The following is a 25942-nucleotide window of genomic DNA, read 5'->3' as shown; positions in this document are numbered from 1 at the left end:
TCCGGCTCAGACCGGGCGGCGGGGCTTCAGCCGCACCGTCGGCAGCACGGGGGCGGGGAGCGCGCGGCCGTCGTAGCCGTCGACGGAGCCGAACGGACCCGTCGGGTCGGCGCCGGCGATTACGTCCGACTGCCAGCGCTCGCGTGCGGCGGCCACGTCGTCGTGGCTGCGACCGACGAAGTTCCACCACATCACCAGCTGCTCGGCGAACGGCTCGCCGCCCAGCAGCACCACCCGCCCGCCCTCGGGGCCGACCGTGAGCACCAGCTGGGAGCGGCCCGGCGCCAGGTAGGCGAGATCCCAGCGCGGGACCTCGGTGCCCTCGACCGACACCGACCCCGCGTCCACGAGCACGCCGTACTCCCACGCCGCCTCCACCGGCAGCTCGATCCGGGCGCCGGGCTCGAGGTCGATCTGCGCGGCGACCAGCGGAGTGAAGGTGCTCGCGGGCACCGAGACACCCAGCATCCCTCCCACGAAGACGCGCAGCAGCGCACCGGTCAGCGGCACGGGCACGCTGCGGTGGCGCTCGAAGAACGGATGGATGGCCCGCGTTTCCTCGGGTAGCGCGACCCAGAGCTGCACTCCGTGCAGGACCGGCGCGGAGCCGGTCGAGACCTCGGAGTGGGAGATGCCGCTCCCGGCCGTCATCAGGTTGAGCTCGCCCGGCCGCACCACGGCTCGACTTCCGACGCTGTCGCGGTGCTCGATCTCGCCCTCGAAGAGCCAGCTCACCGTCTGCAGGCCGATGTGCGGGTGCGGTGGGACGTCCATTCCCGCCTCCTCGCCCAGCCGGACGGGTCCGTAGTGGTCGGCGAAGCACCACGCGCCGATGCTCGAGCGGGAGCGCTGGGGGAGGGTGCGGCGCACCTCGATGGCGCGCGGACCGCCGAGCGGAACGAGCCGCGCCGTGAGGATCTCCACCGCGCCGGGCGCGTGCAGGGCCGGCTCCGCGGCGACGGGGAACTCGTCGGGATGCTCCTCCAGGTTGCTCATGCGGGAAGTGTATGCCTTCGCATGGACTCTCGACCGGTCAGGGAACGGTGCAGGCCGGCTCGGAAGCCGCCTCGGCCTGCGGCGACGAGACCGCGGGTCCGCTCATCGGCGTCTCCGGGTCGGGAACACTGATCTGCCTCGCATCGGAATCGTCGCCGCCTGCGATCGCCGTCGCCACCGTGCGCTGCACCAGGGCGGTGTCGGGCTGCTCCGGCAGCGTCAGCGGTTCCCCGAGCTCGACACGGATGAAGGGGTGGGTGCGCGCCACCTCCGCGAGCCGGGCCAGTGCCGGCAGCGCACTCGTCGGGAGGCTGGTCGCAACGTTCTCGGAGCCGGAACGGGCGATCGCGGTGAAGCGGGTCAGTACGGTCAGCGGGTCGACCTGGCGGAACAGCGCCGCCTGGAGGCAGGCTTGGCGTTCCGAGCGGTCGGCGTCGGAGGTGTTCACCCGCGATCGGGCGAACCACAGAGCCTCGGAGCCGTCGAGGTGTTGGAGACCGGCAGGGATCGGCGGCCCGTACTCGACCGGACGCCCGCTGCCGTCGTCAGGCACTCCCGCTTGCAGCACGGGGCGGGTGTTGATCACCGAGACTCCGCCCAGCGCATCGACGAGGTCGATGAAGCCGGTCATCCGGATCGAGACGGTGGCCGAGACGGGCAGGCCGGTGTATCCCGCGACGGCGTCGCGCAGGGCGGCGGCGCCCGGATCCGGGTCGTCCGGGTAGAGCTCCGGATGCGTCGCTCCGTAGTGGTAGAGGTGGTTCACCCCGCAGCCGACGAGGCACCGGGTGCCCTCGGGCAGAGCCCGGGCCAGGGCGGACCCCTCGGGGTAGCGGTAGTTCGACGCGGTGCGCGGAATGCCGAAGAGGACGGTGCGGCCGGTGACGGCGTCGATGCTCACGAGAGTGAGCGAATCGGGGAGGAGGATCTGGTCGCGGATCGGATCCGCGTCCAGACCCATCACGAGGATGTTGTAGCGTCCGTCGACCGGCGCCGGCCCTCGGCCTGCGGCGAACACGGACGTGAGCAGGTCGTGCTGAGCGAAGGCGGTCGACGTCCACCAGGCGGTTCCCGCGAGCGGGACGGCCGCCGCGAGCGCGGTGACGAGGGCGAGTGCTACTCGCGCCCGCCGAGGAGGACGGGCGATCAACGCCGCTGCGACGGGGCCCGAGAGCCAGAAGAGGCCGAGGGCGGCCCCGAGACCGCCGGCGACGGCGACAGCGGTCGGATCGGTGGCCAGTCGCACGAGCAGTGACGGATCGGAGGCGATGGCGCCGCCCAGGACGAGGACGCCGACGACTACGGTTGCCGCGATGCCCAGGCGCGTCGTGCCCGACCGGCGCGCGCCGAGGAGACGGTGCCCCAGTCCCGGAACGAGCACCGACACGGCGACCGCGCCGAGGATCCGCCTCGTGCTCGCCGGGCCGGGCGCAGGAACGGGCGAGCCGGGGGAGGTGCTCCCCGGTCCGCCCGTTCCGTCAGTCACGTTCCGATGCCTCAGGCGCTCGCGCGGCGGCGACGCGCCACGACGAGTCCGCCGGCTCCGGCCAGGAACAGCGCGGCGGCGACGAGGGCGAGTCCGCCCGCCTCGACTCCGGTCTCGGCGAGGTGGGGTTGGGCCGTGGTCGCCTTCGAGACGGTGTCGGCGACGGGGACCGTGGCCACGGGTGTCTCGGTCGCAGTGGCGGCCGGGGTCGCCTCAGCGGCCGCTCCGCCGTCGAGCGTCGCGACGGCGAGAATCCGGCCGTAGGAGTCCATCAGGGCGACGGTGTGCGGGTCGCTCGTCCACTCGGCGCCGATGGTCTGGGTCACGGCAGCGTCGGTGATCGTCGGCGTGCCGAGCGTGGTCGGGTCGGAGTAGATCACCACGCTGGTCGAGAGTCCGTCGAGGTCGTTCTCGCCGAACCAGGAGAGGTTCGAGAAGGTGAGGTCGAAGGGCTCGCCCTTCGTGTAGGTCGCTGGCGCGACGTCGGCGAGCGTGAACGGCGTGATGTAGGTCTGGTAGTCGCGCAGAGCGGGCGCGACAGCCGTCGGCACGTCGCCCTCGAGGACGGCGGTTCCGGCGGCCGGGTCGACGGTGTACGCGACCTCCTGGCCGCGGTAGATCGCCGCCGTCGCGTTCGGTGGCGGCAGCTCCAGCGAGGGCGTGACCGCGCTCGGGCTGAAGAAGTACAGATTCACCGGACCCGCCAGGTTGATGACTCGGGCTGAGCCCTCGGCGTCCAGTGACGTCTTCTGCAGCGTCCAGGTGCCGCCCGAGCCGGTAGCCGAGCTGGGCAGCTGCGCCTGGACGAACACGTCGTAGCCCGCGTAGGCGGGACCGGCGTCGACGGTGATCCCGCCGCCGTTGTACTGGAGGATGTCCTCGGCGGTGGCCGGGTCGGAGGCGGGGGCGGCCAACGCCGGAGCCGCGGTGGCGAGGACGAGACCGAGGGCTGCTGCGGCCAGGGCTGCGGCGCGGAAGGGGCGTGGGTGTGCTGTCATGTGGTGCATCCTCACAGAGTGTCGAGGCCCCCTCACTGTAAGGGTGCTCGGTCATCGTGGCGCAGACTCTCCTGCCGCCGCAAACGTGTCGTGTCCTGCCGGTTCCGCCAGTTGGACGCTCTTCTTCCTCGCCCCCTGCACGCCCAGGGCGAACAGCCCTCCGCACCGAGGGGAGCGCTGGCTACAGTCGACGTATCGGAGCCCACCCCTGCGGGTTCTGTAGGGAGTGACAGCATGTTCGAGAGATTTACCGATCGCGCGCGGCGCGTCGTCGTCCTGGCCCAGGAAGAGGCCAAGATGCTCAATCACAACTACATCGGCACGGAGCACATCCTGCTGGGCCTGATCCACGAGGGTGAGGGAGTCGCCGCCAAGGCGCTCGAATCCCTCGGCATCTCGCTCGACGCGGTGCGCGAGCAGGTGCAAGACATCATCGGCCAGGGGCAGCAGCAGCCGACCGGCCACATCCCCTTCACGCCGCGGGCGAAGAAGGTCCTCGAGCTGTCCCTGCGCGAAGCGCTGCAGCTCGGCCACAACTACATCGGTACCGAGCACATTCTGCTCGGCCTCATCCGCGAGGGCGAGGGTGTTGCGGCCCAGGTGCTGGTCAAGCTCGGCGCCGACCTGAACCGCGTGCGCCAGCAGGTCATCCAGCTGCTCTCCGGCTACCAGGGCAAGGAGCAGGTCGCCGTGGGCGGTGAGCAGCAGCAGCCTCAGGGAGGCTCGCAGATCCTCGACCAGTTCGGACGCAACCTCACGCAGGCGGCGCGCGACAACAAGCTCGACCCGGTCATCGGGCGCGAGAAGGAGATCGAGCGGGTCATGCAGATCCTCTCCCGCCGCTCCAAGAACAACCCCGTCCTGATCGGCGAGCCTGGCGTCGGCAAGACCGCCGTCGTCGAGGGTCTCGCCCAGGCGATCGTGCGCGGCGACGTGCCCGAGACGCTCAAGGACAAGCAGCTCTACACGCTCGACCTCGGCTCGCTCATCGCCGGGTCCCGCTACCGCGGCGACTTCGAGGAGCGCCTGAAGAAGGTCACGAAGGAGATCCGCACCCGCGGCGACATCATCACCTTCATCGACGAGATCCACACCCTCGTCGGCGCAGGGGCCGCAGAGGGCGCGATCGACGCCGCCTCCATCCTCAAGCCTCTGCTCGCCCGCGGTGAGTTGCAGACCATCGGCGCGACCACGCTCGATGAGTACCGCAAGCACTTCGAGAAGGACGCCGCGCTCGAGCGCCGCTTCCAGCCGATCCAGGTCGCGGAGCCGTCGTTGCCGCACACGATCAACATCCTTAAGGGGCTGCGCGACCGCTACGAGGCGCACCACAAGGTGTCCATCACGGACGGCGCGATCGTCTCGGCGGCCAACCTGGCGGATCGCTACATCAGCGACCGCTTCCTCCCCGACAAGGCGATCGACCTGATTGATGAGGCCGGCGCCCGCCTGCGCCTCTCGATCCTTTCGGCGCCGCCGGAGTTGCGCGACTTCGACGAGCGCATCGCCGTCGTTCGCGCGGCCAAGGAGGCCGCGATCGAGGACCAGGACTTCGAGAAGGCCGCCTCGCTCCGCGACGAGGAGAAGCAGCTGCTCGGTGAGCGCCTACGCCTCGAGAAGCAGTGGAAGACTGGCGACGTCAAGGCCACCGGCGTGGTCGACGAGGGCCTGATCGCCGAGGTCCTCGCCCAGGCGACGGGCATTCCGGTCTTCAAGCTCACCGAGGAGGAGTCCTCGCGGCTCGTCTTCATGGAGAAGGCTCTGCACCAGCGCGTCATCGGTCAGGAGGAGGCCATCGCGGCACTCTCCCGCACCATTCGCCGTACCCGTGCCGGCCTCAAGGACCCCAAGCGCCCCTCCGGCTCGTTCATCTTCGCCGGCCCCACCGGCGTCGGAAAGACCGAGCTGGCCAAGGCGCTCGCCGAGTTCCTCTTCGATGATGAGAATGCGATGATCTCGCTCGACATGTCGGAATACGGCGAGAAGCACACCGTCTCGCGGCTGTTCGGCGCCCCTCCCGGGTTCGTCGGCTTCGAGGAAGGCGGCCAGCTCACCGAGAAGGTGCGCCGCAAGCCGTTCAGCGTGGTCCTCTTCGACGAGATCGAGAAGGCGCACCCGGACATCTTCAACTCGCTCCTGCAGATCCTGGAGGAGGGACGCCTGACCGACGGTCAGGGCCGTGTCGTCGACTTCAAGAACACCGTCATCATCATGACCACCAACCTCGGTGCTCGTGACATCGCCGGTGGTCCCGTCGGCTTCCAGATCGAGGGTGACACCGCGACCGGCTACGACCGGATGCGCGGCAAGGTCAACGAGGAACTCAAGAAGCACTTCAAGCCCGAGTTCCTCAACCGCGTGGACGATGTCATCGTCTTCCCGCAGCTGTCCAAGCCCGAGCTGCTGCAGATCGTCGACCTGTTCATCAAGCGCCTCGGCGACCGCCTGCTCGATCGCGACATGACGGTCGAGCTGACGCAGCCGGCCAAGGAGCGCCTGATCGAGGTCGGGTTCGACCCGGCCCTCGGAGCGCGCCCCCTGCGCCGCGCCATCCAGCGCGAGATCGAGGACCAGCTGTCCGAGCGGATCCTGCACGGCGAACTCGGTGCCGGCGACCACGTCCATGTGGACTTCGTCGACAACGGCTTCGTGTTCACCACCACTCCGCGGTTGATCTCGATCAGCGCCGGCGCGTCCACCGGAGCCGCGACGGCCGGCCCGGCGACGCCCGACCTGATGTCGTAGCGGCGCCTGGAACGACTCGTGCCCGTCCCCTCCCACGAGGGGGCGGGCAGTTGTCGTTTCGGGCGTTGTCGTTCGAGGCTTTGTCGGTCGAGGCTTTGTCTTTCTGGGGGAGGGCGGCGAGCGGGCGCTGTCTGTGGTGCGGCGCGGCCTAGGCTTGTCGAATGGCCGATTGGAAGTACCCCGTACGCCGGGCGCGCACGAGCGATGTCCCTTTCATCCAGGAGCTGAGCGAGCCGCTCGTGAACGAGCGGGTGCTCCTCGGCAAGGACCGAGTGGTGCTGTACGGCGCTGTTCAGGAGTTCCGCATCGCCGAGGACGGAGACGGCGCGGCGATCGGCTGTGGAGCGCTGCATGTGATGTGGGACGACCTCGCGGAGGTGCGCACCCTCGCGGTCGCGCAGGACTGGCTCGGCAAGGGGGTCGGCCACCACATCCTGGAGCGCCTCGAGAATGACGCCCGCGAGCTCGGCCTGAAGCGCCTGTTCTGCCTCACCTTCGAGGTCGACTTCTTCACCAGGCACGGCTTTGAGCCGATTGGCGAGAAGGTCGTCGATCCCGATGTCTACGCCGAGCTGCTCCGCTCACCCGATGAGGGAGTCGCCGAATTCCTCGATCTCGCTCGCGTCAAGCCGAACACGCTCGGCAACACCCGCATGCTGAAGACGCTGTGACCGCCGGCACGTCGTAGCCTGTCCCGATGACTCCGCCGCCCCGCCGCCTGCCCTCCCGGGTCTACCGGCGACGCCGCGCCGGTGTACTGCTCGCGCTGGTCGTGCTCGTGACCGGTCTGGCGGTCGTGGTAGCGATGCTGCCTCGGGCGGGGGCGTCCGACTCCGCGTCCAGCCCTACACCGACCGTCGCACTGCCAACGCTTTACCCGACGACCACGCCTCAAGCGACGCCCGGCGCAGCTCCGGCCTGCACGGCTGACTCGGTCGCCATCACCGCGGTCACCGATGCGACGAGCTACGCGCCCGGCGAGGATCCGCAGCTCTCCCTCTCGCTGACGAACACCTCGAGCACCGACTGCGTGATCGACGCGGGCACCAGCAAGCAGGTTTTCACGATCACCAGCGGGTCCGAGCGGATCTGGACCTCGACCGACTGCCAGACCGGCGCCGTCGACCTCTCCGTGCTCCTCCAGGCCGGCCGCTCAGTGACGGGCAGTGGGCTGACCTGGGACCGTACCCGCTCCTCCGCCGACACTTGCTCGGGTGGCCGCGAGGCGGTCCCCGCGGGCGGCGCGGCTTACAACCTGTCGGTGTCCGTCGCGGGGATCGCCTCGGGCTCGCCAACGCAGTTCCTGCTCCGGTAGCCCGCCGGGGGGACGTGCCGGAGGAGCAGTGCGGCGTAGCATCGGTGCCCTGTGGGGGCTGCTCGGCACGGTCCTGTCCGCGTCGGCCGGCCGGGCGGGGGTGCTCGCGGGGCGAGCGGCGGTGCTCGCTCTGGCCGTTCCCCTCCTGGTCGCGGGCACAGCTGCTCAGCCCGCCTCGGGTCAGCCCGTCTCTCGTCACCCCGTCTCGGGTCAGCCCGTCGCCAGTCAGCCGGTAGCTTCTGTGGTACGCGGCGGGGTCGATGACTTCCGCTTCTCGGGGTACTCGGCAGACTTCCGCCTTGAGCGCGATCCGGAGGGCCGCTCGACGCTGACTACCGTCGAGACCTTCGTCGCCGACTTCCCGCCCGCGCAGAACCGGGGCATGCAGCGTGCGATCCCACTCGAGTACGAGGGGCACCCGACCGACCTCGATCTGGTCACAGTCACCGACGGCAACGGATCGCCGCGCCCTGTCGACACGGAGCGGGAGGACGGCTTCCTCCTTGTCACCAGTGCGGCCGACGAGTTCGTCAACGGCAGTCAGACCTACGGTTTCACCTACAGCCAGCACAACACGACCCTTCCGGCCTCCGGCACCAGAAGCGGTGAGGACGAGTTCTCGTGGGACGTGAACGGCACGGCCTGGCGCCAGCCTCTCCTCCGACGACCGCCCGTTTCCTCGATCTCGCCGTCGGCCGGGTGCCGGGTGCGGTGCGGATGCTGTCGGGGAAGGACAAGGAGTTCGGCGAGGAGGTCGCGGCGTTCCAGACGGCGCTCGGCAGGCGAGTGACGGAGGCAGGGCTGAGGTGGCCGGGGACGGTCGGTGGGAGTGTCGCCGTGAACGCGGTGCTGCTCCTCGGTGTGCTGGCCGTGTTCGTCAGCGCGATCGTGCTGCTGATCCGATCCTTCGGTGGGCCGCTGCCGCTGGTGCTGTTGGTGGTGGGGCTCGCGGTGGGGATCATCGGGGTGGTGCTGGTGTCCAGGGTGCCGCTGATGGCCGCGGGAGCGGAGCTGCGTGACCACCTGCGCGGGCTCGAGCTGCACATTCGCCGGGCCGAGGCCGACCGGATCGCGATGGTGCAATCGCCCCGCGGAGCGGATCGGCGCTCCGTCGGGCCGGTCGAGATTATGGAGGTGACGGAGCGGCTGCTGCCGTGGCTGTGCTGTTCGGTCTCGAGAAGGAGTGGTCGGCCGAACTCGCGTCGGCCTACGAGCACACCGGCGAGGATCCCGTCTGGTTTTCGGGACCGAGTGGATTTCACGCGGCGGCCTTCGCGGGCAGTGTGTCGTCCTTCTCGTCGTCGGCCTCGAGCTACCTCGGGTCCTTGTCCAGTTCGACGAGCGGCGGCGCGGGCGGCGGCGGTAGCTCGGGTGGGAGCGGCGGCGGAGGTGGCGGGGGCGGCGTGTAGGTGGAGGCGCGATGGGATCTCCCAAGTGCCGCGCACTCGGATGCGCGTCGAGGCTCGTCCGGAGCGGCCGGTTCGCTGATGCTCCCAGCGTGAACTCACAGGCGCGCATGCGTGGGGTCGGCGCCCATCCGGCCGCTGGTCAGCGTGCGGGAACATGTTCGGGCCGGATCCGCTCGGGGACCGGGACGAGCGCGTGGGTGATCGCGCTCGAGAGGGTGAACGTGCTGGAGTCGAGGTGGGAGGAGTGGCCGAGCCGGGTTGCCTCTCCCGCGCGCTGCTTGGCTCCGGACGCGGGGCGGATGTCGCCAGAAAGGCTGATCTCGCCAAACGCCGCGATCCCCGGCCGCAGTGGTGTGTAGGAGTGGGCGGAGGCGATGGCGACCGCGATCGCGAGGTCGGCCGCCGGCTCCATCAGCTTTACTCCACCGACGGTGGAGACGTATACGTCACAGCGTCGCAGCGGGATGCCGGCCTGGCGCTCGAGGACCGCGAGGATCATCGCGACCCTGGATGCGTCGACGCCGTTCGTGACCCGGCGGGGGTGCTCGCCGTCGTTCGCGATCACGAGCGCCTGGATCTCGACGGGGAGCGCCCGGCGCCCCTCCATCGCGACCGTGACGCAGATGCCCGGGGTGGGGAAGCGGGTGCGGCTGAGGAACAGTCCGCTTGGGTCGGGGATCTCGGCAATGCCCTCGGCCGTCATCTCGAAGCAGCCGACCTCGTCCGTCGGTCCAAAGCGATTCTTCAGGGAGCGGACGAAGCGCAGCGCCGTCTGCCGGTCGCCTTCGAAGTGGCACACCACGTCGACAAGGTGCTCGAGCAGGCGAGGCCCTGCGATGGAGCCGTCCTTCGTTACATGTCCGACGAGCACGAGGGGGAGCGCCCGCTCCTTGCACACTCGGATCAGGGTGGCAGCCACTTCCCGTACCTGACTCGGGCCTCCGGGCAGGCCGTCGACGGTGTCGCTCGCGACGGTCTGTACCGAGTCGACGATGAGGAGGTCCGGCCGGACCTCGTCGATCTGCCCGAGAACGGTGGCGAGATCGGTCTCGGCCGCGAGGAAGAGGCTGTCGTGCATGGCGCCCGTGCGTTCCGCGCGCATGCGGACCTGAGCGGCGGACTCCTCCGCACTGACGTAGAGGACGCGCTGGCCCTCGGCGGCGGCCCTGCTCGCGACCTCCAGCAGCAGGGTCGACTTGCCGACGCCGGGCTCGCCCGAGAGCAGCACGACCGCGCCCGAGACGATCCCGCCGCCGAGCACGCGGTCGAGCTCGCCAACCCCCGTCGGACGATGCGCCGCCGAGGTCGTCTCGATCTCGGTGATGGGGCGGGCGACGCGCCCCGCCGACGGAGCGACCGCGGCGACGGCGCGGCTCAGACCTGTGCGCTCGGTGCTCTCGATCACGGAGCCCCACTGCTGGCACTCGCCGCACCGGCCTACCCATTTGGCGGTCGTCCAGCCGCACTCCGAGCAGCGGTACGCGGCGGTGCGCGTCTTTGAGGAGGCCATGAGGTCCTTTCGGGCGAAGGGGTGGGACGAGCAGGACGGTACGGGGGACCCCCGACACTGCCGCTCGTTCGAACGTGTCTTCGACAGTAGCTTTGACCACCGACGTCGGATGTCGGGCGCGCCAGATCTGGGGAGAAGTCGTGTTTAAGTCGGCCTGTGGAGGAGCGGTGCCGCGGTGACGGTCGGCGGCCGAGGATCGCGCCACGGAGATCACTCCGCCAAGCGCCGCCCGGTCAGTGTCGGAGGTCTGCGGGAGACTAATGGCATGCCCTCGACAGTCCACGTCCTCAAGTCCGGCCGCCCTCTCGGTGCGTGCTGGTCCGGTCCCGAGGGCGGCGAACGGGTCGTCGTCCTGGCACATCCAGCGCCCGGCTCGTCGGACTTCGATCCCGATCCCGAGGCGACCGCGCGCCACGGCGTGCGCCTGCTCTCGTTCGACCGCCCTGGCTATGGCTCCTCCGCGCTCCTCACCGACCTCGACCCCGCCGGAGCGGGCGCCGGCGCCAGCCCCGAGCAGGCCGCGGCCGACATCGCCGAGTACCTCGCGACCGTCGGTATCGCCTCCGTCGCCGCGGCGGGCTGGTCGGCGGGCGGCCGTGTCGCCCTGGCGCTCGCTGCGAACTACCCCGGCCTCGTGGAGCGAGTCGCCGTCGTCGCGACGCCCGCTCCCGATGACGCCGTGCCGTGGGTCGGCGAGCAGAACCGTGCCGAACTCGCGCGCCTCGCCGCCCTCCCGCTCGACGAGGCCGTCCGCTCGCTCGCCCGCACCCTCGAGGCCGCATTCGGGACGGTCCCCGGCGTCGACGCGCTGCTCGGCATGCTCGGCTCAGGAGACGCAGATGCCGCGGTGCTCGAGGCCGCCGGCGTCCGCGAACGCCTCTCGCGCATGCTCGAGCGTGCCGTCGCCCAGGGCACCGTCGGCCTGGCAGCCGATCTTGTCGGATACGGGGTGCAGGACTGGGGCTTCGCCGTCGAATCCGCCGCATCGCCCGCCTTGCTCCTCTACGGCGCCGAGGACGCAGTCGCCGGGCGCCTCCACGCCGAGTGGTATGCTGCCCGCCTGCCTGATTCCCGCCTCGACGTCATCGTCGGCCGCGGCCACTTGCTCGCGATCCCGGAGTGGAACCGCGTGCTCGACTTCCTGGTTCCCGACTGACCGCGGTCACTCCGCTCGATTGGCGCGATTTCGGGCCGTCGCGTACACTCGACCCCGGTACCGTGTCCGAGCGGCCGAAGGAGCATGTCTCGAAAACATGTGTGGGCTTGCGTCCACCGTGGGTTCAAATCCCACCGGTACCGCCACTGTGAGGCCCCCTACTTCCCCGGAATGACGCGGAAGTGGGGGGCCTCAGGTAGTGGCCGAGGGGCGCAGACGGCAACACCGTCTTGCGGGCCGCCGGCGCGATCACAAGCGGTTGAAGAGTTCCTCGAGAAGGCGTTCTCAGGAGTCGTCGACCGTCGGCCACTCCGTCGTCAAGAATGCTTCGACGGCACGGTGGCGGAAGCTGTATCGAGGGCCGCGCTTGATGATTCCGCGCACTCGGTCCAGTCGCTGAGAGGTGGTCCCGGCGTCAGTAGGCTTCGCGACTCCCTCCTCGTTCGCGATGGTGGACAGGGTCCTGTCGTCCGCGGGCAGCTCTGCCATCGCTTCGAGGAAGTCGCGCTCGCGCTGCGGAAGCCGATCGAGGATGCGCTCGACATGCGGCGCTGGTGAGACAGCGTGTCGCGCTGAGGCGGGCGCTCGCTACCGTGGACCCATGCGCTTGACGTCGAGCTTCACCGTGCCGACCCGGCCGCCGGTGCTTCAGCTGGTCAAGACGGCGGCGGCCACCGCGGTCACCTGGCTCGTCGCGACCGTCGTCTTCCCGGGAACCCTCCCGGTCTTCGGTGCGATCGCGGCTCTGCTGGTCGTCGCGCCGAGCATCAATCAGTCGTTCTCAAAGGCACTCGAGCGCTCGGTCGGCGTCATCATCGGAGTGATTGTGGGATCGGTGATCGGCACCGTGTTCGGCGGTGAGAGCATCATCGTGCTGCTCGCAATCGTGGCCGCGATCGCCGTCGGATGGGTCGTCCGGCTGACTCCAGCCTCCGCGGTGCAGATCCCGATCAGCGCGATGCTCGTGCTCTCTGTCGGCGCGGTCACGCCGAACTACGCGCTCGACCGCATTCTCGAGACGCTTCTCGGCGCGGCGGTCGGAGTCGTCATCAACGTCCTCATCGTGCCTCCTGTCGTGCTCGCGCCGGCCGAGCGGGCGATCGGCGACCTCACGGCGCAGCTCGCGGCCGCGCTCGACGACCTCGCCAACGCCCTCCAGAAGCCCGTTCCACGCCGTCGGCTCGACGAGCTGCTGATCAACGCGCGACTCCTGCAGACCATGCAGAGCAAGGCTGAGGAGGCGATCGCGACCGGCGAGGAGTCGCTCCGGCTCAATCCGCGCCGCTCTGCCCACCGCGACCGGCTCCTCGCTCTGCACTCGGTCGTGCCCCGCCTCGCACGCATCGTGACTCGGGTGCGCGGCATGTCACGGACCGTGCACGACCTGTACGACGACGAGCTGGTCGCCGAGCCGACGATCGCCGACATCGCTGTGCAGCTGCATCGGGCCGCCCACGACCTGCGACTGCTGGTGCAGTCCTCGGTCGCCGTGCCGGAACCGGAAACGATCACCGATGAGCTGCCCGCTCTCACGGCCCCGCTCGTGATCGCGAACCCGCACCCGCAGCACTGGATCCTGTTGGGGGCGCTCGCCGAGGACCTGCGCCGCATCCGTGAGGAAATCGTGGGCGCGGAGCCCTGACGGGTGGGCTTCAGCCGCCGCGTCCGTCCTCCTGCATGGGTTCGCCGCGTGCGGGTCCGTCTCGTGTCGGTCCGCCGCCCTCAACCTGCTTGCCGCCGACCAGCTCGCCGTCGCCTGGATCGGGAGCGACCTGGTGCAGGGCTGCGGGGTCGCTTGCCTCGGCATGGAGCGTCTTGCCCTCGGCGATCAGGGAGTCGTCGTCGACGAGGATACCGGCGAGCTCAGTGATGCGGCCCCGGATCGCGCCGAGCGGGTCCTCGGTCGGTGCGTCTTCCTCGGAGCGGTCGATCTCCGCGTCGGGGTAGCGGCGCAAGGCCGCCTCGTCGCGGTCGGGCTGCGGTGCGCGCGCATGCTCGACGCATAGCCGCGCGACCTCCTCCGCATGCGCGTGCATCACGGAGTGGGAGGCGTCAGGGATCTCCCATGCCCGCGCGTGTGGAATTGCGCGAGCGATCTCCTCCGCCCACTCGCGCGGAACGAGCCGGTCGAACTCGCCGCGGATGACGAGGGCGGATGCACGGATGTGGGGAACGGTGTCCTCGATCCGGTACTGCATCATCTCGGGCAGCACTCTCGAGAACCAGCGCGGTCCGCAAAGGAGGTAGGCGCCGACAGCGAGGATCGCGACTTTCAGCGGCTCGCGGACGCTCGATTGAGCGAAGCGTAGGGCGGCAATCGGGACGCGGCGCTCATGCCGGTTTATCACGGGGCCGAGCAGGACGATGGTGGTCAGCTCGGGACGCCGGGCGGCGAGCTCGGCCACGACCTGGGTACCCATCGAGTGGCCGAGCACGACGGGATCATCGAGACCGAGCTCGTCAATGACCGCGCCGACCAGCTCGGCGTAGCCGCCGATGTCCATGCGCCGCGCATCGACCGGGTGCGGCACGCCGCCGAAGCCGGGCAGATCGAGGGCGTGCACGGGACCGAACTCGTTGAGGGCGGGCGCGAGCCGCTCGAAGTAGGTGGCTGCGACTCCGATGCCCGGCACGAGGACGAACGTCCGCTCGCCGTCGCGCCCGACCGTGCTCACTCTGGCCCAGACATCGCGGTGATGCACGCGCTGGACCGAGACGTCGGTGCTGCGGGTGCGACGGTGCGGATCCCGTTCGCGGGAGCGCGTGGTCGCGAAGACGTCGCGGACTCCGCGTCGGAGCGTCGTTGTCAACGTGGGAAGGAGGTCGCTCGGACGGAGCACGAGGGCCTCCTTCTTTCGGGGTGCTGGACGGTGTGAGCCTAGGCGGTTCCCGCGGGGCTCAGATCAGCATGTCGTCCGATCTGTGGAGGATCAGCCGTGCCGGGCCGCTGTGGAGGACGCCATTGGTGAGGGGAGACGTCCGGACGCCGCCACGCCTGCGCATCGCGTGGAATGCCCCGGGAGCGAGCACGACGTCCATCCAGGCGCAGGGGTTCGCCGGACGTCCACCCTGGAACTCGATCCGCTCCTCGCCCTGCTCGATCGCGAAGGTACGGCCTGCGAGCGCATCGACATCGGCGCCGCGGACGATGATGTTGCGGCGGGTGTCGGCGGGGTCGAAGGGCCCTGCGGCGAGCTCGGCGGCGATGTGCTCGAGGGTTTCGATCGCGAAGAGCGTGACGGCGGCGGGGCGGTGCGCGCGCTGGGCGAAGAAGCGGTCGCCGACAATGCCCAGGCCGGCGCGGATCTCGATCCGCTCGGGTCGTTCGTTCCCCTCGAAGGGGAGGGGGTCATCGGTGGGACGGCCTTCGTAGCGGTGCAGCGGAGAGACGACGAAGCTCACGAGCTCGATCGCGGCGGCCTCCATATGGCAACGGTACGCCGTATGAAGGCCGCTTCCGTCGGGCGCCGACGTGCTCCTCGGCGGGGCCCGTGTCTCGGCGCCAGTCCGGTGTCCCGTGAGGAGCCGCCCAGCAGGCCACTACCGATTCGCAATGGGCGATCGGGGCATGTATAGTCGTACCTCGTTGCGTGCGCTCCCGGGCTACGCGATGGTCTGCGCCCGTAGCTCAACGGATAGAGCATCTGACTACGGATCAGAAGGTTGGGGGTTCGAATCCCTCCGGGCGCACTCTGGTTGAGACAGAGCAGAACGGCCCGCTTCGGCGGGCCGTTTTCGTTTTCCTGGTGCTTCATCTGGGGTTTTCCTCTCATTTTGCGTGGATCTGGGAGTAGCGACCTGATGGCCTCATGGGGCCGAATACGGTCGGGGCGAGGGCACTGACAGCAACCGCGACAGCAACGCCCCGGTTCTCGTCTCACGGCGGCGCGATCTGGGAGCGCAGCGCTTCGTGCGCGATGTCGTAGAGTTCTCCGTCGATGAGTTCGCCGTCGAAGGCCGCCTCGACCTCGTCGAAGGAGCCCGGGACGAAGTTGAGCAGGTCGTCGTGGAGCCCGGCGGTGCGCTGCTCGCCCGGGACGTAGCGCCAGGTGGTCAGGATCTGCACGAGTTCGTCGCGGCTGATCTCACCGCATCGGTAGCTCTCCGCAGCTTCGTAGGGACCGGGCCCCGTCATGAGTCGGCCCTCGTGAACGCCTTGTCGATGGCGGCCGCGGCGTTCGTCAGCGCCGAGGGCATCACGTGCGAGTAGATGTCGGAGGTGATCGCCATCGCCGAGTGACCGAGGATCTCCATCACGACGCGCATGGGCACACCCTCGGCGAGCAGGAGCGAGGCGCACGTGTGCCGCAGATCGTGGAACCGGATGCGGCGGACACCTGCCCGCGCGATGGCCGCATCGAAGCTCCGTCGGAGGTTGGTCGGCTCGATGATGGTGCCAATGCTGGTCGTGAACACGAGGCCGTTGTCGGTCCATCGGTCGGCGGCGAGCTGTTGATCGACGAGCTGCGCTCGTCGACGAGCCATGAGGGAGTCGATCGCGAGCTGGGGGAGCGGGATCGTCCGGCGTGAGCGGGCGGTCTTGGGGGTGCCGATGACCATGCCCTGACCGGCTCCGAGACGCTGGACGGTCTGGCGCACGCGGAGTTCCCGGGCATCGAGGTCCACGTCGGCCCAGCGGAGCGCCAGCAGCTCGCCCTTCCGCATCCCGAGAGCGAGGGCGGTCGAGTACAGATGGACGTACTGATCCCCGCGGTTCGCATCGAGGAAGGCCGCGGCCTCGTCTGGCGTCCAGGGAGACACGTCCGTCCTCTCGACGCGCGGGGTTCGGACGAGCGACGCCACGTTCCGAGCCACGACCTGTTCGCGCATGGCCTCGGAGAGCATCGTGCGGAGTACCGCATGGGCGAGCTGGACCGTACGAGAGGAGACGCCGGCCGCGCCGACCTTCGTGTGCAGCTCGCGGACGTGAGCCGGGGTGAGGCTGTCGAGGCGCACACGACCGAGCGCGGGCACGATGTGCTTCCGCATCATCCACGAGTAATTCGCCACTGTCGCGGGCTTCAACGAGCCGTGCGCGGTGTTCGCGAGCCAGTGCGCGGAGTAGCTCTCGACCGTCCACGTGCTGATCGAGGCCGGGATGCCCCGGTCGGTCTTCGCCTTCAACTCCGCGAGCTGCTTGGAGACCTCCGTGCGAGTGGCGCCGTAGACCTGCCGGCGACGGCGTCCTCCATCGGGTTGCAGGACGTACGTCGCCCCACTCCAACGACCGTCCTTCCGCTGGTAGACCGAGCCCTCGCCGTTGGCGCGCTTGCTCACTGCGGCACCGGGGCTTCCATGAGCGTTCCCACGTAGGCACGGAGATCCTCCACACGGACGCGACGCGAGCGGCCGATGCGGACGCTCGGCAGGATCTTGAGCCGCATCAGGTCGTAGACGGTCGAACGGCCCACACCGAGCGCGTCCGCGACTTCCTCCGGAGTGAGCATGAGCTTCTCCATGACATTCACCTCTCCTTGTTCTGGTTGGTCTTCATCTGTTCGCGGCGCTGGTCGTTCCATTCGCGCGCGTGAGCGGCTGCCTCTGCTGCGAGAGCAGCGTCGCCGTTGGTGAGCCAGCCCATCCCGGCGAAGCTCCACTGGGCCACGACGAGGGTCGTCTCGTCGTCGAGTTCGTCGTCTTCCTCGTCGCTCTCCACGCCGTGAGTCGCATCCCTCTTGGCGGAGATGCGCTTCTGCCAGAGACGGCGGGCGGCGCGGAGCTTGCCGAGCGTCGTCGAGTAGCGGCGGGACTTGGTCGCGAAGTGGCCGCGGAATCCGAGCATCCCGACCCATTTGCCGAGGAGCGCGTAGTCGTCCTCGGAGCCGAGGCGCGTGATCCGGGCAAGGTCCTCGATGGTCTGCTTGAGCTGCGCGACGTGCGGGCGAGGGCCGTTGGCGACTGTCGAGGGGTCCACATCCTCGGTGGCCTTCGTCGCGTACTTCGCGATGTACGCCGCGACCGCTCGATCCGTGAGCTCGCCATCGTTCTCCGCGTGGTGGCGAACGACGGCACGCGCATCGACTTGTCGACCGAACCGGAGGGAGCGAGGGGCTTCCCCCGGGACAACGGGGGAGGCCGTCACCTGGACCGCTGCCGCGCTCTCGATGGCCATGCGGGACAGCTCGGACGAGGAGATGAGCACCGACGGAGCCGGATACGGATCGTCCGGGCGAGCATCACCGTCGAGGCGGATCAGCGCGTGGAAGTGCACGAGGCCGCGCTTCTGGAACTCGGCCACCTTTGCGAACTGCACCCGCACGAGCTTCCGCGTCGCCGTCTCGCTCAGGCCGAGCGACTGGGCGATTCGACGACGGAGCGCGATGGTGAAGCGCCGCCACAGCTCGGGCGCGTGCCACTGCCAGACGATGTGCCCGACGTAGTCGTAGCACTCACGGCAGATCGGCTCTCCGACGAGAGGCGAGTCAGCGTCGTGCACGCTCATGCATCCGACCGGGCGGCCGTGCGGGCACAGCTCCTTCTTCGACCGGGGGCGGCAGCGAGTGGAGCCGGAGCCGCGCGCCTTCTTGAACGCATGGACCGCTCCGAAAGAGGGAGCCGTGAGGGTCAAGAACACGAGCGGGTGGGTGCCCACCGACTCGGGAACGTCCTTGGATCCGCCGGCAGCTCCAGCGACCACGAGGTGCCACATGTCGCCCTTGTACTCGCGGCTGCACGAGGGGCAGCGGACGGCGCGGCGGTTGCCGCAACGGACGTAGGTGATGCCGTCCGGCTGCCGCGCGGATTCGTACGACGAGACGACCTCGCCGGACACCGCATCGACGACGTGAGACGACCCGACGAGGCGGACGGGGTTGGCGCAGTAGCCGGTGGCGGCTGCGCCCTTCATCCATTCCTCGAAGTCGGGGCGCCGCACGCGGTCGGTGACGGTGTCGGCGAGGGTCGGCATCAGTAGCCCTTGCTCGTCGGTGCCTCGCAGAGGTACGCAGCCACGACCGTCTCGTAGGTGCGGTTGATGATGCAGGCTCGCTTGTCGGATCCGTCGTGCTCCTGCGAATTGTTCCAAAGCGTGACGAGGTCGGAAGTGCATGAGTCATCCGCGACGACCACCGAGCTCGGCAGTCCGCTGTACGTGCGCGGATCATCGACGGTCGGCGAGCCCTCCTTGTCGAATTGCAGGTTGCAGAAGTCTCGCCGGGCGGCGTCTACCCCCTGCTTGTAGCCCTGCTGCTCCGCCGCGCTCGTGCTCGGCGTTGCATTCGTTGCCACGACGATGCCGGCTCCGGCCGCGGTGACGAGCAGCAGGGCGGCGAACGCAGATCCGATGAACCACCGGGTGCGAGTTGTGCGAGTCATGATTCCTCTCCTGTCTTGCGGTTACGTCGCGCTCGGGAAGAGCGCGGCGGTGTGTCGTCCGTCTCGGCGGTCGCCGGGGCGGGAGTCCGAATGAGTTCATGCCGCGGTGCCTCGTACGTGGCGGCGGCGTATCGGATGACGTCGTCGGAGGCATAAGCAGCGCGGACGCGAATGGGGTCCCCGCCGTCCTCGGGTGCGACGAAGGCCACGCCGGGCAGCGCCGCCGGTATCTGATGGCAGAGCGCGCCCTTCTCTCGCATGCCCTCGCCGAGGACCATCGAGGTCTCCAATGCGTCACGAAGACGGAGGCCGATGGTCTGGGTGAAGAGTCCGCGGACGGGCAACGTCTCCTTGCGGGGGTCCTGCAAGCAGGCGAAGACCGTGAAGCCGGGAGCGCGACCTTGCGAGCACAGAAGCGCGAGTGCCGCATTCGCTCGACGTTGGAGATCGCGGTCCGTCTGGTACGCCGTCAGCGCTGCCAGCTCGTCGATGACGACGAGGACATGGGGGCTCTCGACGCTCACGGTGTGTTCGCGAACGTTGCCCGCCAGGAGGGCGGCGCGCTCCCGCATGTCCGAGCAGGCGCGCTCGAGCAGGATCACCGCGGCCTCCGGCTCGGTCGCGTACTGGGTGAGAAGGCCCTCGCCCATCGCCAACTCCATGCCGCCCTTGAGATCGATGCCGCGGACCTCCACGAGCCCTTCACGGATCGCCGGCCCCAGTCCGATGAGGAGGCTCCACAGCATCGAGCCCTTGCCCGAGCCCGAGGATCCGGCCACGAGCGTGTGAGGGCCCACACGGAAGGCCCACGGAGCGCCGGACGCTTGCACGCCCATAGGCACGGCACGGAGGTCGACGTGGTGCCAGGGATCTCCGAGCGGGATCGGCTCCCGGAGGGGGTCCGCGTAGTTCACGACGACGAGTGCTCCACCAGGCGCAGCACCGACGGTGACGGACACGGCGCCGAAGGACTCCGTGATCGCGGGTCCCGCGGCGGTGATGTTCTCCCTCGTCATGCCCAGCGGGAAACGCACCAGCAGCGACACGGAGTAGCCGTTCCACTTGGCCGCGCTGATGGCGGGGATCTCCGAGGTCGCTGCCGCCGACCGAACTGAGAGTCCGAGGCGGATCATGAGTTCGGGCCAGGCGGAGCGGATGAAAGCGTGGTTCCTCCGCTGCCACTTGCCGAACTCGTGGGCTTCGAGCGACCTCCCGTCTCGGTAGCGCCACACGAGTCCTGCACTCACGAGGGCGATGGCCACGATCGCGAAGAGGCCCTGGACCGGCCGCCACTGTCCGAGCAGTAGCCCGAGGACCGCGAGCAGCAGCGTGATGCGCTTGTGCCGCCGCACCAGTGCCCAGAGAGCCGCGGCGTAGTTGCGCAGCTCGGCGACGATCACGAGTCGCCGGCCTTCTTGACGATGGCGGGCCGGATCCCACCTGCTCGAAGCGAGTAGGCGACGCGAGGGCGGCCGGTTCCCTCCTTCACGTACGGGACGACCACGAGGTCATCGAAGATGACGGGGCGGAAGGGGAGCCCCGGCAGCTCGGGCGGGAGCGTCGGATGGGTGGGCGACACGATCTTCACGGTCACCTCGCCCTGGCCCTTCGGCGCGTCGGGATCGGCGTCGAAAACGCGCACGGTCCACATCGGCCTGTTGGTGTCGCGGTCATGCTGCTGGCTGACGGGCTTGCCATTCTCGAACTCCATGAGGGGCTCGACCTCGCCGACGGCGTAGGCGGGGCCTCCGAAGTAGTTCTCGCTGTTGACGGGCAGTCCGGATTTCTTGACGGGCATGTTGTTCCTCCTGGTCTGGGTGCACGGGGTGCGCACGCTCTGGGTTCCGGATCGACGATCCTCAGTGACCCTTGATTGATCTCTTGATTGACGAGGTGGTGGACGAAAAATTTCGCCCGATTCGGTGTCGGAGATGCTCAGCACCCTTGATTGACCCCTTGCTTGAGGAGGTCGGGGCCAGAGATCTCGACGACGCGGTCACACGACGGAGTCCCGAGTCGTCCACCGTGGTCTCCGATGCCTCGACCATACATATTTGTTTATGCACCGCGCAAGAGTGAACTGCGTCCACGCGGGGCGGCTGGCTATGAGGGAGACTGGGGGCATGACGGAGCCGGAGGAGTCCCACGAGCTAGAGGGGTGGGGGCTAGTACCTGGCCCGGTTGTCGAAGCGGTGCGTGCTCTCAACGGCAAGATCCTGCAGAACGGCCAGCATCTCGACCGCATGGTGTGGCCCAAGAAGCCGCGTGACGTCCAGGATCTCCTCCGCATGTCCGTGTCGGACGCGCACAAGGTCACGAAGGCGGCCACCGATCTGCGGGCACTGGTGACGGCGTACGCGCATCAGTTCCACCAGCCGCGGCCTGTGATAGCGGACCTCGCCCGAGCGCAGCAGGCGTCTCCGCAGGGCATCACGCGGCGATACAACGAGGCGAGCGTCATCGCGCTCGAACAGATGCTCAGCAGTGACCCGGACATCACGAAGATCCTGAAGGGCTTCCCGTCGCTGAGCCTGGATGATCTGCGGCACTTCAGTGGGCCGGTGGGCGAGGCGGCTCGCCAAGACTGGGTCCTGAAGGCGGGGGAGTGGCAACTACGGGCTGCGGAGGGCGGCTGAGCTAGGCGAGGTCGGGTCGTGTGTCGAGCGGCCGGCTACGAGCGGCCTTGGATGGCTCGTGGGAAGAAGAGGCCCCACCAAGCCCGAAGGACGGTGGGGAGCAATGGCGCAAAGATACGGGGTGCTCTTTCGGCCGTCAAGGAGGCTCGGTGGCCGCGCGTGGGCCACGGTCCACCTAGGCCTACTTCTCGGTCAGCTCCGCCGTGGTCGCTTTGCCTCGTCGAACGAACGTCACGGCGACGAACTTGCCGGACTTGGTGGCGCGGGCGGTCACGCCCCGCTTCTCAAGGCGCTTGGCCATCTTCGCTTGGACAGCGAGTGCATGCTGCAGGGCCTGATCAGTGTGCTTGCTCGTGCCCATCGGTTCCTCCCTCCGCATCGGCTCTCGCGCTTCGATGTTTCCGCGTCCTCGCCTGCGTTACGAGTAGCCACGGACACCAGCGCGGTGAAACCTGTGCGCTCATCATCCTCCGAGAGCCACGATGATGCTGAGCTTGACTACTAAAGGGCTGTCGCCAGATGGGCTGACGGTCGGTGGCGCATCCCGTTGGTATTCAACGGTCACGGCCAATCGGGCGGCTGGGGTGCGTGCCTTAGTGCTTCGATCCCCTCTTCACGGCTCCAGTGTGCCGACTCGGTTCCTTCCGCTTCTCGGGCGCCTCTGGAGTGTGCCCAGCGCGACATACGGCGAGATCAACGTTGCGTAATTGACTTGTAAAATATCCAATTCCCTGTCGTTGCGTCCTGGTGTTTGAAGCAGTCGCGCAATGCGTCTATATCTGCCAGTACACCGAGCAGGACTGGAGGCGAGAACATGGCGGCCCCAGCGGTTCCATAATGACTGATCCGATTGGATATGAGAGCTGGCGCGTATCGCTTCGTCAAGTCTGCAATTTGGTTGGCATCCAGTGCTACCTGCCCTGCCCTGTCGTTCAAGCGGACGGCGGCGACTATTGCGTCGAGACATGACGAGACCATTTTATTGTGGTCGCTGACAGCAAGGTCAATCGGAACAGGTATCTTCAACTTGCGTATTATCTGTAGTAGAACAAATTCGAAATACTGGCGAATCAAGCCGGCGCCCTCGGGTACTTGACCTGCATTTAGCAAGCGTGTCGCATCCGTCTTGAGTCGGTCGGCATCTTGTCCGTGGATAGAGATAGGCGTGGCTGGCGGCCACCCCTGCAGTTTTTGATGATTCCAACCGGGATCATTACCAAGCTTGTCGAAGTATTTTTCTAGGCTTACGTCGTGACTCAGCATGATGAACTGCAGGCCGTTCGGGTTCATCGGGTACTGGAGGTGCCGACGAATGTGTTCCATGAGTCTGTATTGGTGCCCGGAGTCAAAGCTTGATGTTACGTCGTCCAGCACGACAAATCGTGGTGCTTTTCCGTGCTTGACCGCTGCTGAAAGGAACACGGAAATAGCCAGAGCGTTGCGGTAGCTCTCGGACAAAAGAGCACGCGCCGACACGTCGTGGTGTCCGTGGAAATCCGAAAGCTCGACTTTCAGGTTCTCCCCGGAGCCTGAGCGCGCAAGCGAAGGCACGACGCCGCCAACCACCATAATATCCTGAAAGAGCGCTTGATAGTCAGACTTCAAGTCTGCCAAGATTCTCTGCGATAATGCTGATTCGGCGTCCGCGAATACGGCGTTAGCTTGTCCGAGGAAGCTCTTCCAGCGTGCGAAAGTCTGGAGCTCCTGGGTTGTGGTGATCTCCGCCTTCTCGGCGGCTTCATGTTGGATCAGTTCGAGCTGCGCGCCTTCTGCGCTCGCGATTTGCGTCGTTAGAGTGACCAGGGAAGGGGGGAGGTCCCTTTCTATGGCCTCGATGGCGACAGAAAGCTCAGCAACCTTTTCGGTAGCCTTTGTTGTGAGTGCATCAAGCTGCAATTGGTATTTGTCGATCTCCTCAGTCGAAAGGCTTCCGCTTGAGGCGCTTTCGCGCAACCGAGGTGATAATGCGGCCTCGTCTGGGGCGAAAACTGGGAACTGCTTTTCGAAAGATTTCAAGCATGCCAGTAGTGGCCCCGTTAGTACCGCATCCCTGAGCGCGTCTCTGACTCTGGACTCTGTCGCGTAGGTATTCAATTCTTCAGCGATGTGCTCACTCAAGGAATGCGTCAACTCGCTCTCGCAAAGCGGGCACTTGTCATCTGGCCAAGAGGGCTTCTCTGTAAGAAATGCCTCTGCAGCTTGCAGTAGCGAGTGCGCCGCTGCCCCAGCCGTAGCCGCAAGCGCTTGTTGGTGCTCGTTCGCGAGTTTGCTTATGTCTTCAATGTTGCTGGCTGCTTGTTCGCCTTGGATCAGGGTATCCGTAAGGCCTCGTCGCACCTCGATCAGCTTTACTAAAGTTCCCTGGGACTCGTTTCCCTCCGCTTCGCGCACAATTGCGTGAAGTGCGCCAAAGTCAGTGTCACGCAGGGTCTTGTCCGCTAATTCAGCAGAAAGTAACGGAACCGACGCAAGTGAACTCACAATCTGGGCACTCGATGCTTCAATGCTTATTCCATCGTCATGCGCTGTGCCCGTGACCTCAGTGAATCTTGAACTGTATCCTGCCCGCGCTCGGTCCTTGCTCCCCAAAAGCTGCTTTTGTCTGGCTTCGAGGTCGGGGATGTCGAAGTCCGTCTTAAAGCTTTGTGTCTGTTCGACGGCCTTTAACGCGCGTCGGTAGTTTGCGTAGTCAGAGAGGCCCAGGAGGGAAGAGAATGAGCGCCCACGCTCGAGTGCCGTATCGTCTATGAATTTTGTAAAGTTGACGTAATCTAGAAGAGCAAAATCCTGCCCGAGGCTTGACAGGAGGTCTTGCGGGTCTGGATGACCTGTTGGGGAACTGACCTGCCGGACCCCAGCTGCGCTTCGAGTAATAGTAATTACGGAGTCGGCGCTACTGTCATCTGGAGATAACGTGACCTCAATTCGTGAAGTGCCAGTACTGTGAAACATATTCGCCACGTAATTCTCGGGTTTTTCGGCAGACTGCATTTCCTCAAGACGCGGAACCTTGCCAAAGAAGGCATACTGGAGGGCTTCATATAAAGAACTCTTACCTGAGCCATTGGTGGCAAAGATTGAGTTTACTTCGTCTCGCTTGAATGACAGAACTAGCGGCGAGTCTTCATTGTTAATACCCCTAAAGCCCTCGACGGACAGCTTTGTGAGAAAACACCTTGGCATATTATGCATCCTCGTGGGCGAGCTTTTGCAGCTCTGCTTTGACGGCGCTGTTGAAGATGAGTCTGCTTTGCTTGCGATCCTCGTCGGTGCTCGCGGAGTCCAAGAGCTGAGCGTGTTGCACGAGTATGGCACCCATTTGGGGGTCGCGGGCCTTCATCTCGTCGAGAAAGCGACCGAGGTCGGAGTCAAGGTCATCTCCGACCAGCTCAAAATCCGTCAAGGCGTCCTCCATGTTTTGTGCCGGTTTTTACGACCATAGGCGCACTTGGCCTCCGGCGGCAATGGGCTACCTTTCGCTTGCGGGCATAGCCGTGAGAACTTTCTTTACTCGTTCAAGCGCCGGGCTTCGCCCGGCGTGCCCCACCTGCGGTGCGTCCGGTCCTCGCTCCGCTGCGGTCCGGGCGCTCCTCGGTGGGCCGCCGTGATGATGCCGGTGCCTCTTAACCAGCAAGACCCGCCTCTCCACGCGTGAGGGGCGGGTCCGCGTGCCGACGCCATCGCGAGGCATGTTGCTGGTCCGGGGACGGTGCTACGTCGAGGCGGACGTCCTGGTCGCAGGTCCCGAAGGCTTCCATGAGGGGCCCAGGGCTTCACGGTCCGCTGAGGTGAAGAGCAAGTCAGGCGCGCTCGGCACGACGATCTGCCCGACGAGCAAGGACAGGTCGAGGTGGATCTCGACATCGCGGAGCAGCTTGAGGCGGGCGAAGGCTCGCTGCACGTCGGCGCGCGCTTCCTCTCTTGTCCAGCCGTTGAGCCCCATCAGGACCTCCATCACCTGGTCGAGGTCCGGGGCTCGGCCGACGTGCTGTGTGTTGTGGCACGTCTTGCACAGAGCGATGAGGCCCGCAAGGACCTGAGTCAAGCCGTCGCTGCGCTCCTCGAAGCGCCAGATCTCGTGGCAGTCGGGATGCTGGACCTTCCGATACGGGCCGTACGACTCGCCACCGCAGATCTGGCATAGCTTCCCGGCGCGAGCCGAGACGCCCAGGCGGATCCGATCCCACTCCGATTCCCGAGCGATGTTGCGGACGTTGGATCCGAAGACTTGAGGCGGGAGCACGTCGGCACGCATGCGCACGTGACCAGCCGGCGCATCGGGCATGAGCGTCGGGACGAACAGGTCGTGCCAGTCGGCGGTGGTCATCGGAGCACCACCCCACCACGGACAGCAACGCTGACAGCAACGTGTCCACA

At 67.4% G+C, this 25942-nt stretch carries 25 protein-coding genes and 2 tRNA genes; 9 read left to right on the top strand and 18 right to left on the bottom strand.

The features are described from left to right. Positions 1–6: 6 nt before the first annotated feature. The 3 genes from C1O28_RS11415 to C1O28_RS15725 are packed head-to-tail and all read right to left on the bottom strand — an operon-like array spanning position 7 to position 3480. A complete protein-coding gene (locus tag C1O28_RS11415) occupies positions 7–996 on the bottom strand; it encodes a pirin family protein (RefSeq protein WP_097167423.1) in 990 nt (329 codons plus the stop codon). A gap of 37 nt (positions 997–1033) precedes the next feature. Beyond that, complete coding sequence (locus tag C1O28_RS11410; protein WP_127821509.1) at positions 1034–2482, bottom strand: LCP family protein; 1449 nt, start codon at positions 2480–2482, stop codon at positions 1034–1036. Positions 2483–2493: 11 nt separating this feature from the next. Then, complete coding sequence (locus C1O28_RS15725; RefSeq protein ID WP_097167425.1) at positions 2494–3480, bottom strand: LPXTG cell wall anchor domain-containing protein; 987 nt, start codon at positions 3478–3480, stop codon at positions 2494–2496. Between the two features lie 234 nt (positions 3481–3714). Here C1O28_RS15725 and C1O28_RS11400 point away from each other — a divergent pair, with 234 nt between their 5' ends. The 4 genes from C1O28_RS11400 (at position 3715) to C1O28_RS11385 (ending at position 8330) form a co-directional block, all read left to right on the top strand. Continuing rightward, positions 3715–6225, top strand: coding sequence for an ATP-dependent Clp protease ATP-binding subunit (locus C1O28_RS11400; RefSeq protein WP_097167426.1), 2511 nt, complete (start codon positions 3715–3717; stop codon positions 6223–6225). A 161-nt stretch (positions 6226–6386) separates the two neighbouring features. Further along, complete coding sequence (locus tag C1O28_RS11395; RefSeq protein ID WP_097167427.1) at positions 6387–6896, top strand: amino-acid N-acetyltransferase; 510 nt, start codon at positions 6387–6389, stop codon at positions 6894–6896. 26 nt (positions 6897–6922) lie between these two features. After that, the gene (locus tag C1O28_RS11390) at positions 6923–7540 is read left to right on the top strand and encodes a hypothetical protein (protein ID WP_097167428.1); all 618 of its coding nucleotides are present in this window, start codon (positions 6923–6925) and stop codon (positions 7538–7540) included. A 28-nt stretch (positions 7541–7568) separates the two neighbouring features. Beyond that, complete coding sequence (locus C1O28_RS11385; protein ID WP_097167429.1) at positions 7569–8330, top strand: hypothetical protein; 762 nt, start codon at positions 7569–7571, stop codon at positions 8328–8330. A 758-nt stretch (positions 8331–9088) separates the two neighbouring features. Here the strand turns inward: C1O28_RS11385 and radA are convergent. Further along, a complete protein-coding gene (gene radA / locus C1O28_RS11380; RefSeq protein WP_097167430.1) occupies positions 9089–10459 on the bottom strand; it encodes a DNA repair protein RadA in 1371 nt (456 codons plus the stop codon). 265 nt (positions 10460–10724) lie between these two features. Here radA and C1O28_RS11375 point away from each other — a divergent pair, with 265 nt between their 5' ends. After that, positions 10725–11615 (top strand): alpha/beta fold hydrolase, encoded by an 891-nt coding sequence (locus C1O28_RS11375; RefSeq protein ID WP_097167431.1) that lies wholly within the window; start codon positions 10725–10727, stop codon positions 11613–11615. A 56-nt stretch (positions 11616–11671) separates the two neighbouring features. Next, positions 11672–11761 (top strand) — tRNA-Ser (locus C1O28_RS11370). 139 nt (positions 11762–11900) lie between these two features. Here the strand turns inward: C1O28_RS11370 and C1O28_RS11365 are convergent. Next, entirely contained in the window at positions 11901–12104 is a 204-nt protein-coding gene (locus tag C1O28_RS11365) for a hypothetical protein (RefSeq protein ID WP_181025726.1), read from the bottom strand. 112 nt (positions 12105–12216) lie between these two features. Here C1O28_RS11365 and C1O28_RS11360 point away from each other — a divergent pair, with 112 nt between their 5' ends. Then, on the top strand, positions 12217–13257 hold the full coding sequence (locus C1O28_RS11360) for an FUSC family protein (RefSeq protein WP_097167432.1): 1041 nt from the start codon (positions 12217–12219) through the stop codon (positions 13255–13257). A 10-nt stretch (positions 13258–13267) separates the two neighbouring features. On the opposite strand, the gene C1O28_RS11355 is transcribed toward C1O28_RS11360, so the two are convergent. Next, positions 13268–14455, bottom strand: a complete 1188-nt coding sequence (locus C1O28_RS11355; RefSeq protein WP_097167433.1) for an alpha/beta fold hydrolase — start codon at positions 14453–14455, stop codon at positions 13268–13270. Positions 14456–14513: 58 nt separating this feature from the next. Then, positions 14514–15041, bottom strand: a complete 528-nt coding sequence (locus C1O28_RS11350; RefSeq protein ID WP_097167434.1) for an MOSC domain-containing protein — start codon at positions 15039–15041, stop codon at positions 14514–14516. 191 nt (positions 15042–15232) lie between these two features. Between C1O28_RS11350 and C1O28_RS11345 the strand changes: the two genes are divergently transcribed. Next, positions 15233–15305, top strand: a tRNA-Arg gene (locus tag C1O28_RS11345). Positions 15306–15492: 187 nt separating this feature from the next. On the opposite strand, the gene C1O28_RS11340 is transcribed toward C1O28_RS11345, so the two are convergent. Genes C1O28_RS11340 through C1O28_RS11310 form a run of 7 tightly spaced genes read right to left on the bottom strand, consistent with a single transcriptional unit; the run spans position 15493 to position 20727 of the window. Next, positions 15493–15750, bottom strand: a complete 258-nt coding sequence (locus C1O28_RS11340; RefSeq protein WP_097167435.1) for a hypothetical protein — start codon at positions 15748–15750, stop codon at positions 15493–15495. After that, positions 15747–16892, bottom strand: a complete 1146-nt coding sequence (locus C1O28_RS11335) for a tyrosine-type recombinase/integrase (protein ID WP_097167436.1) — start codon at positions 16890–16892, stop codon at positions 15747–15749. The genes C1O28_RS11340 and C1O28_RS11335 overlap by 4 nt, the downstream gene beginning before the upstream one ends. Continuing rightward, positions 16889–17074, bottom strand: a complete 186-nt coding sequence (locus C1O28_RS11330) for a helix-turn-helix domain-containing protein (RefSeq protein ID WP_068208082.1) — start codon at positions 17072–17074, stop codon at positions 16889–16891. The genes C1O28_RS11335 and C1O28_RS11330 overlap by 4 nt, the downstream gene beginning before the upstream one ends. Positions 17075–17079: 5 nt before the next feature. After that, positions 17080–18522 carry a replication initiator gene (locus tag C1O28_RS11325; protein WP_097167437.1) on the bottom strand — a complete coding sequence of 481 codons (1443 nt, stop codon included), beginning with the start codon at positions 18520–18522 and terminating at the stop codon, positions 17080–17082. After that, the gene (locus C1O28_RS11320) at positions 18522–18929 is read right to left on the bottom strand and encodes a hypothetical protein (protein WP_097167438.1); all 408 of its coding nucleotides are present in this window, start codon (positions 18927–18929) and stop codon (positions 18522–18524) included. The genes C1O28_RS11325 and C1O28_RS11320 overlap by 1 nt, the downstream gene beginning before the upstream one ends. Beyond that, positions 18926–20329 carry an FtsK/SpoIIIE domain-containing protein gene (locus C1O28_RS11315; RefSeq protein WP_097167439.1) on the bottom strand — a complete coding sequence of 468 codons (1404 nt, stop codon included), beginning with the start codon at positions 20327–20329 and terminating at the stop codon, positions 18926–18928. Before C1O28_RS11315 ends, C1O28_RS11320 begins: the two co-directional genes overlap by 4 nt. Further along, positions 20326–20727 carry a hypothetical protein gene (locus C1O28_RS11310; protein ID WP_086526876.1) on the bottom strand — a complete coding sequence of 134 codons (402 nt, stop codon included), beginning with the start codon at positions 20725–20727 and terminating at the stop codon, positions 20326–20328. Before C1O28_RS11310 ends, C1O28_RS11315 begins: the two co-directional genes overlap by 4 nt. A gap of 325 nt (positions 20728–21052) precedes the next feature. Here C1O28_RS11310 and C1O28_RS11305 point away from each other — a divergent pair, with 325 nt between their 5' ends. Next, a complete protein-coding gene (locus C1O28_RS11305; protein ID WP_127821508.1) occupies positions 21053–21565 on the top strand; it encodes a hypothetical protein in 513 nt (170 codons plus the stop codon). 181 nt (positions 21566–21746) lie between these two features. Here C1O28_RS11305 and C1O28_RS11300 read toward each other — a convergent pair whose 3' ends face one another. From C1O28_RS11300 to C1O28_RS11285, 4 genes are all read right to left on the bottom strand, one after another. After that, on the bottom strand, positions 21747–21926 hold the full coding sequence (locus tag C1O28_RS11300; protein WP_097167441.1) for a hypothetical protein: 180 nt from the start codon (positions 21924–21926) through the stop codon (positions 21747–21749). A gap of 332 nt (positions 21927–22258) precedes the next feature. Next, positions 22259–24748: an AAA family ATPase gene (locus tag C1O28_RS11295; RefSeq protein ID WP_160487570.1), complete on the bottom strand. Its 2490-nt coding sequence runs from the start codon at positions 24746–24748 to the stop codon at positions 22259–22261. Between the two features lies 1 nt (position 24749). Next, a complete protein-coding gene (locus tag C1O28_RS11290; protein WP_097167443.1) occupies positions 24750–24980 on the bottom strand; it encodes a hypothetical protein in 231 nt (76 codons plus the stop codon). A gap of 297 nt (positions 24981–25277) precedes the next feature. Beyond that, on the bottom strand, positions 25278–25892 hold the full coding sequence (locus tag C1O28_RS11285) for an HNH endonuclease family protein (RefSeq protein WP_097167444.1): 615 nt from the start codon (positions 25890–25892) through the stop codon (positions 25278–25280). Between the last annotated feature and the right edge of the window lie 50 nt (positions 25893–25942).

The organism is Rathayibacter rathayi (assembly GCF_004011095.1).
Taxonomy (GTDB): domain Bacteria; phylum Actinomycetota; class Actinomycetes; order Actinomycetales; family Microbacteriaceae; genus Rathayibacter; species Rathayibacter rathayi.
This window is presented reverse-complemented; position numbering and strand designations above follow the sequence as displayed.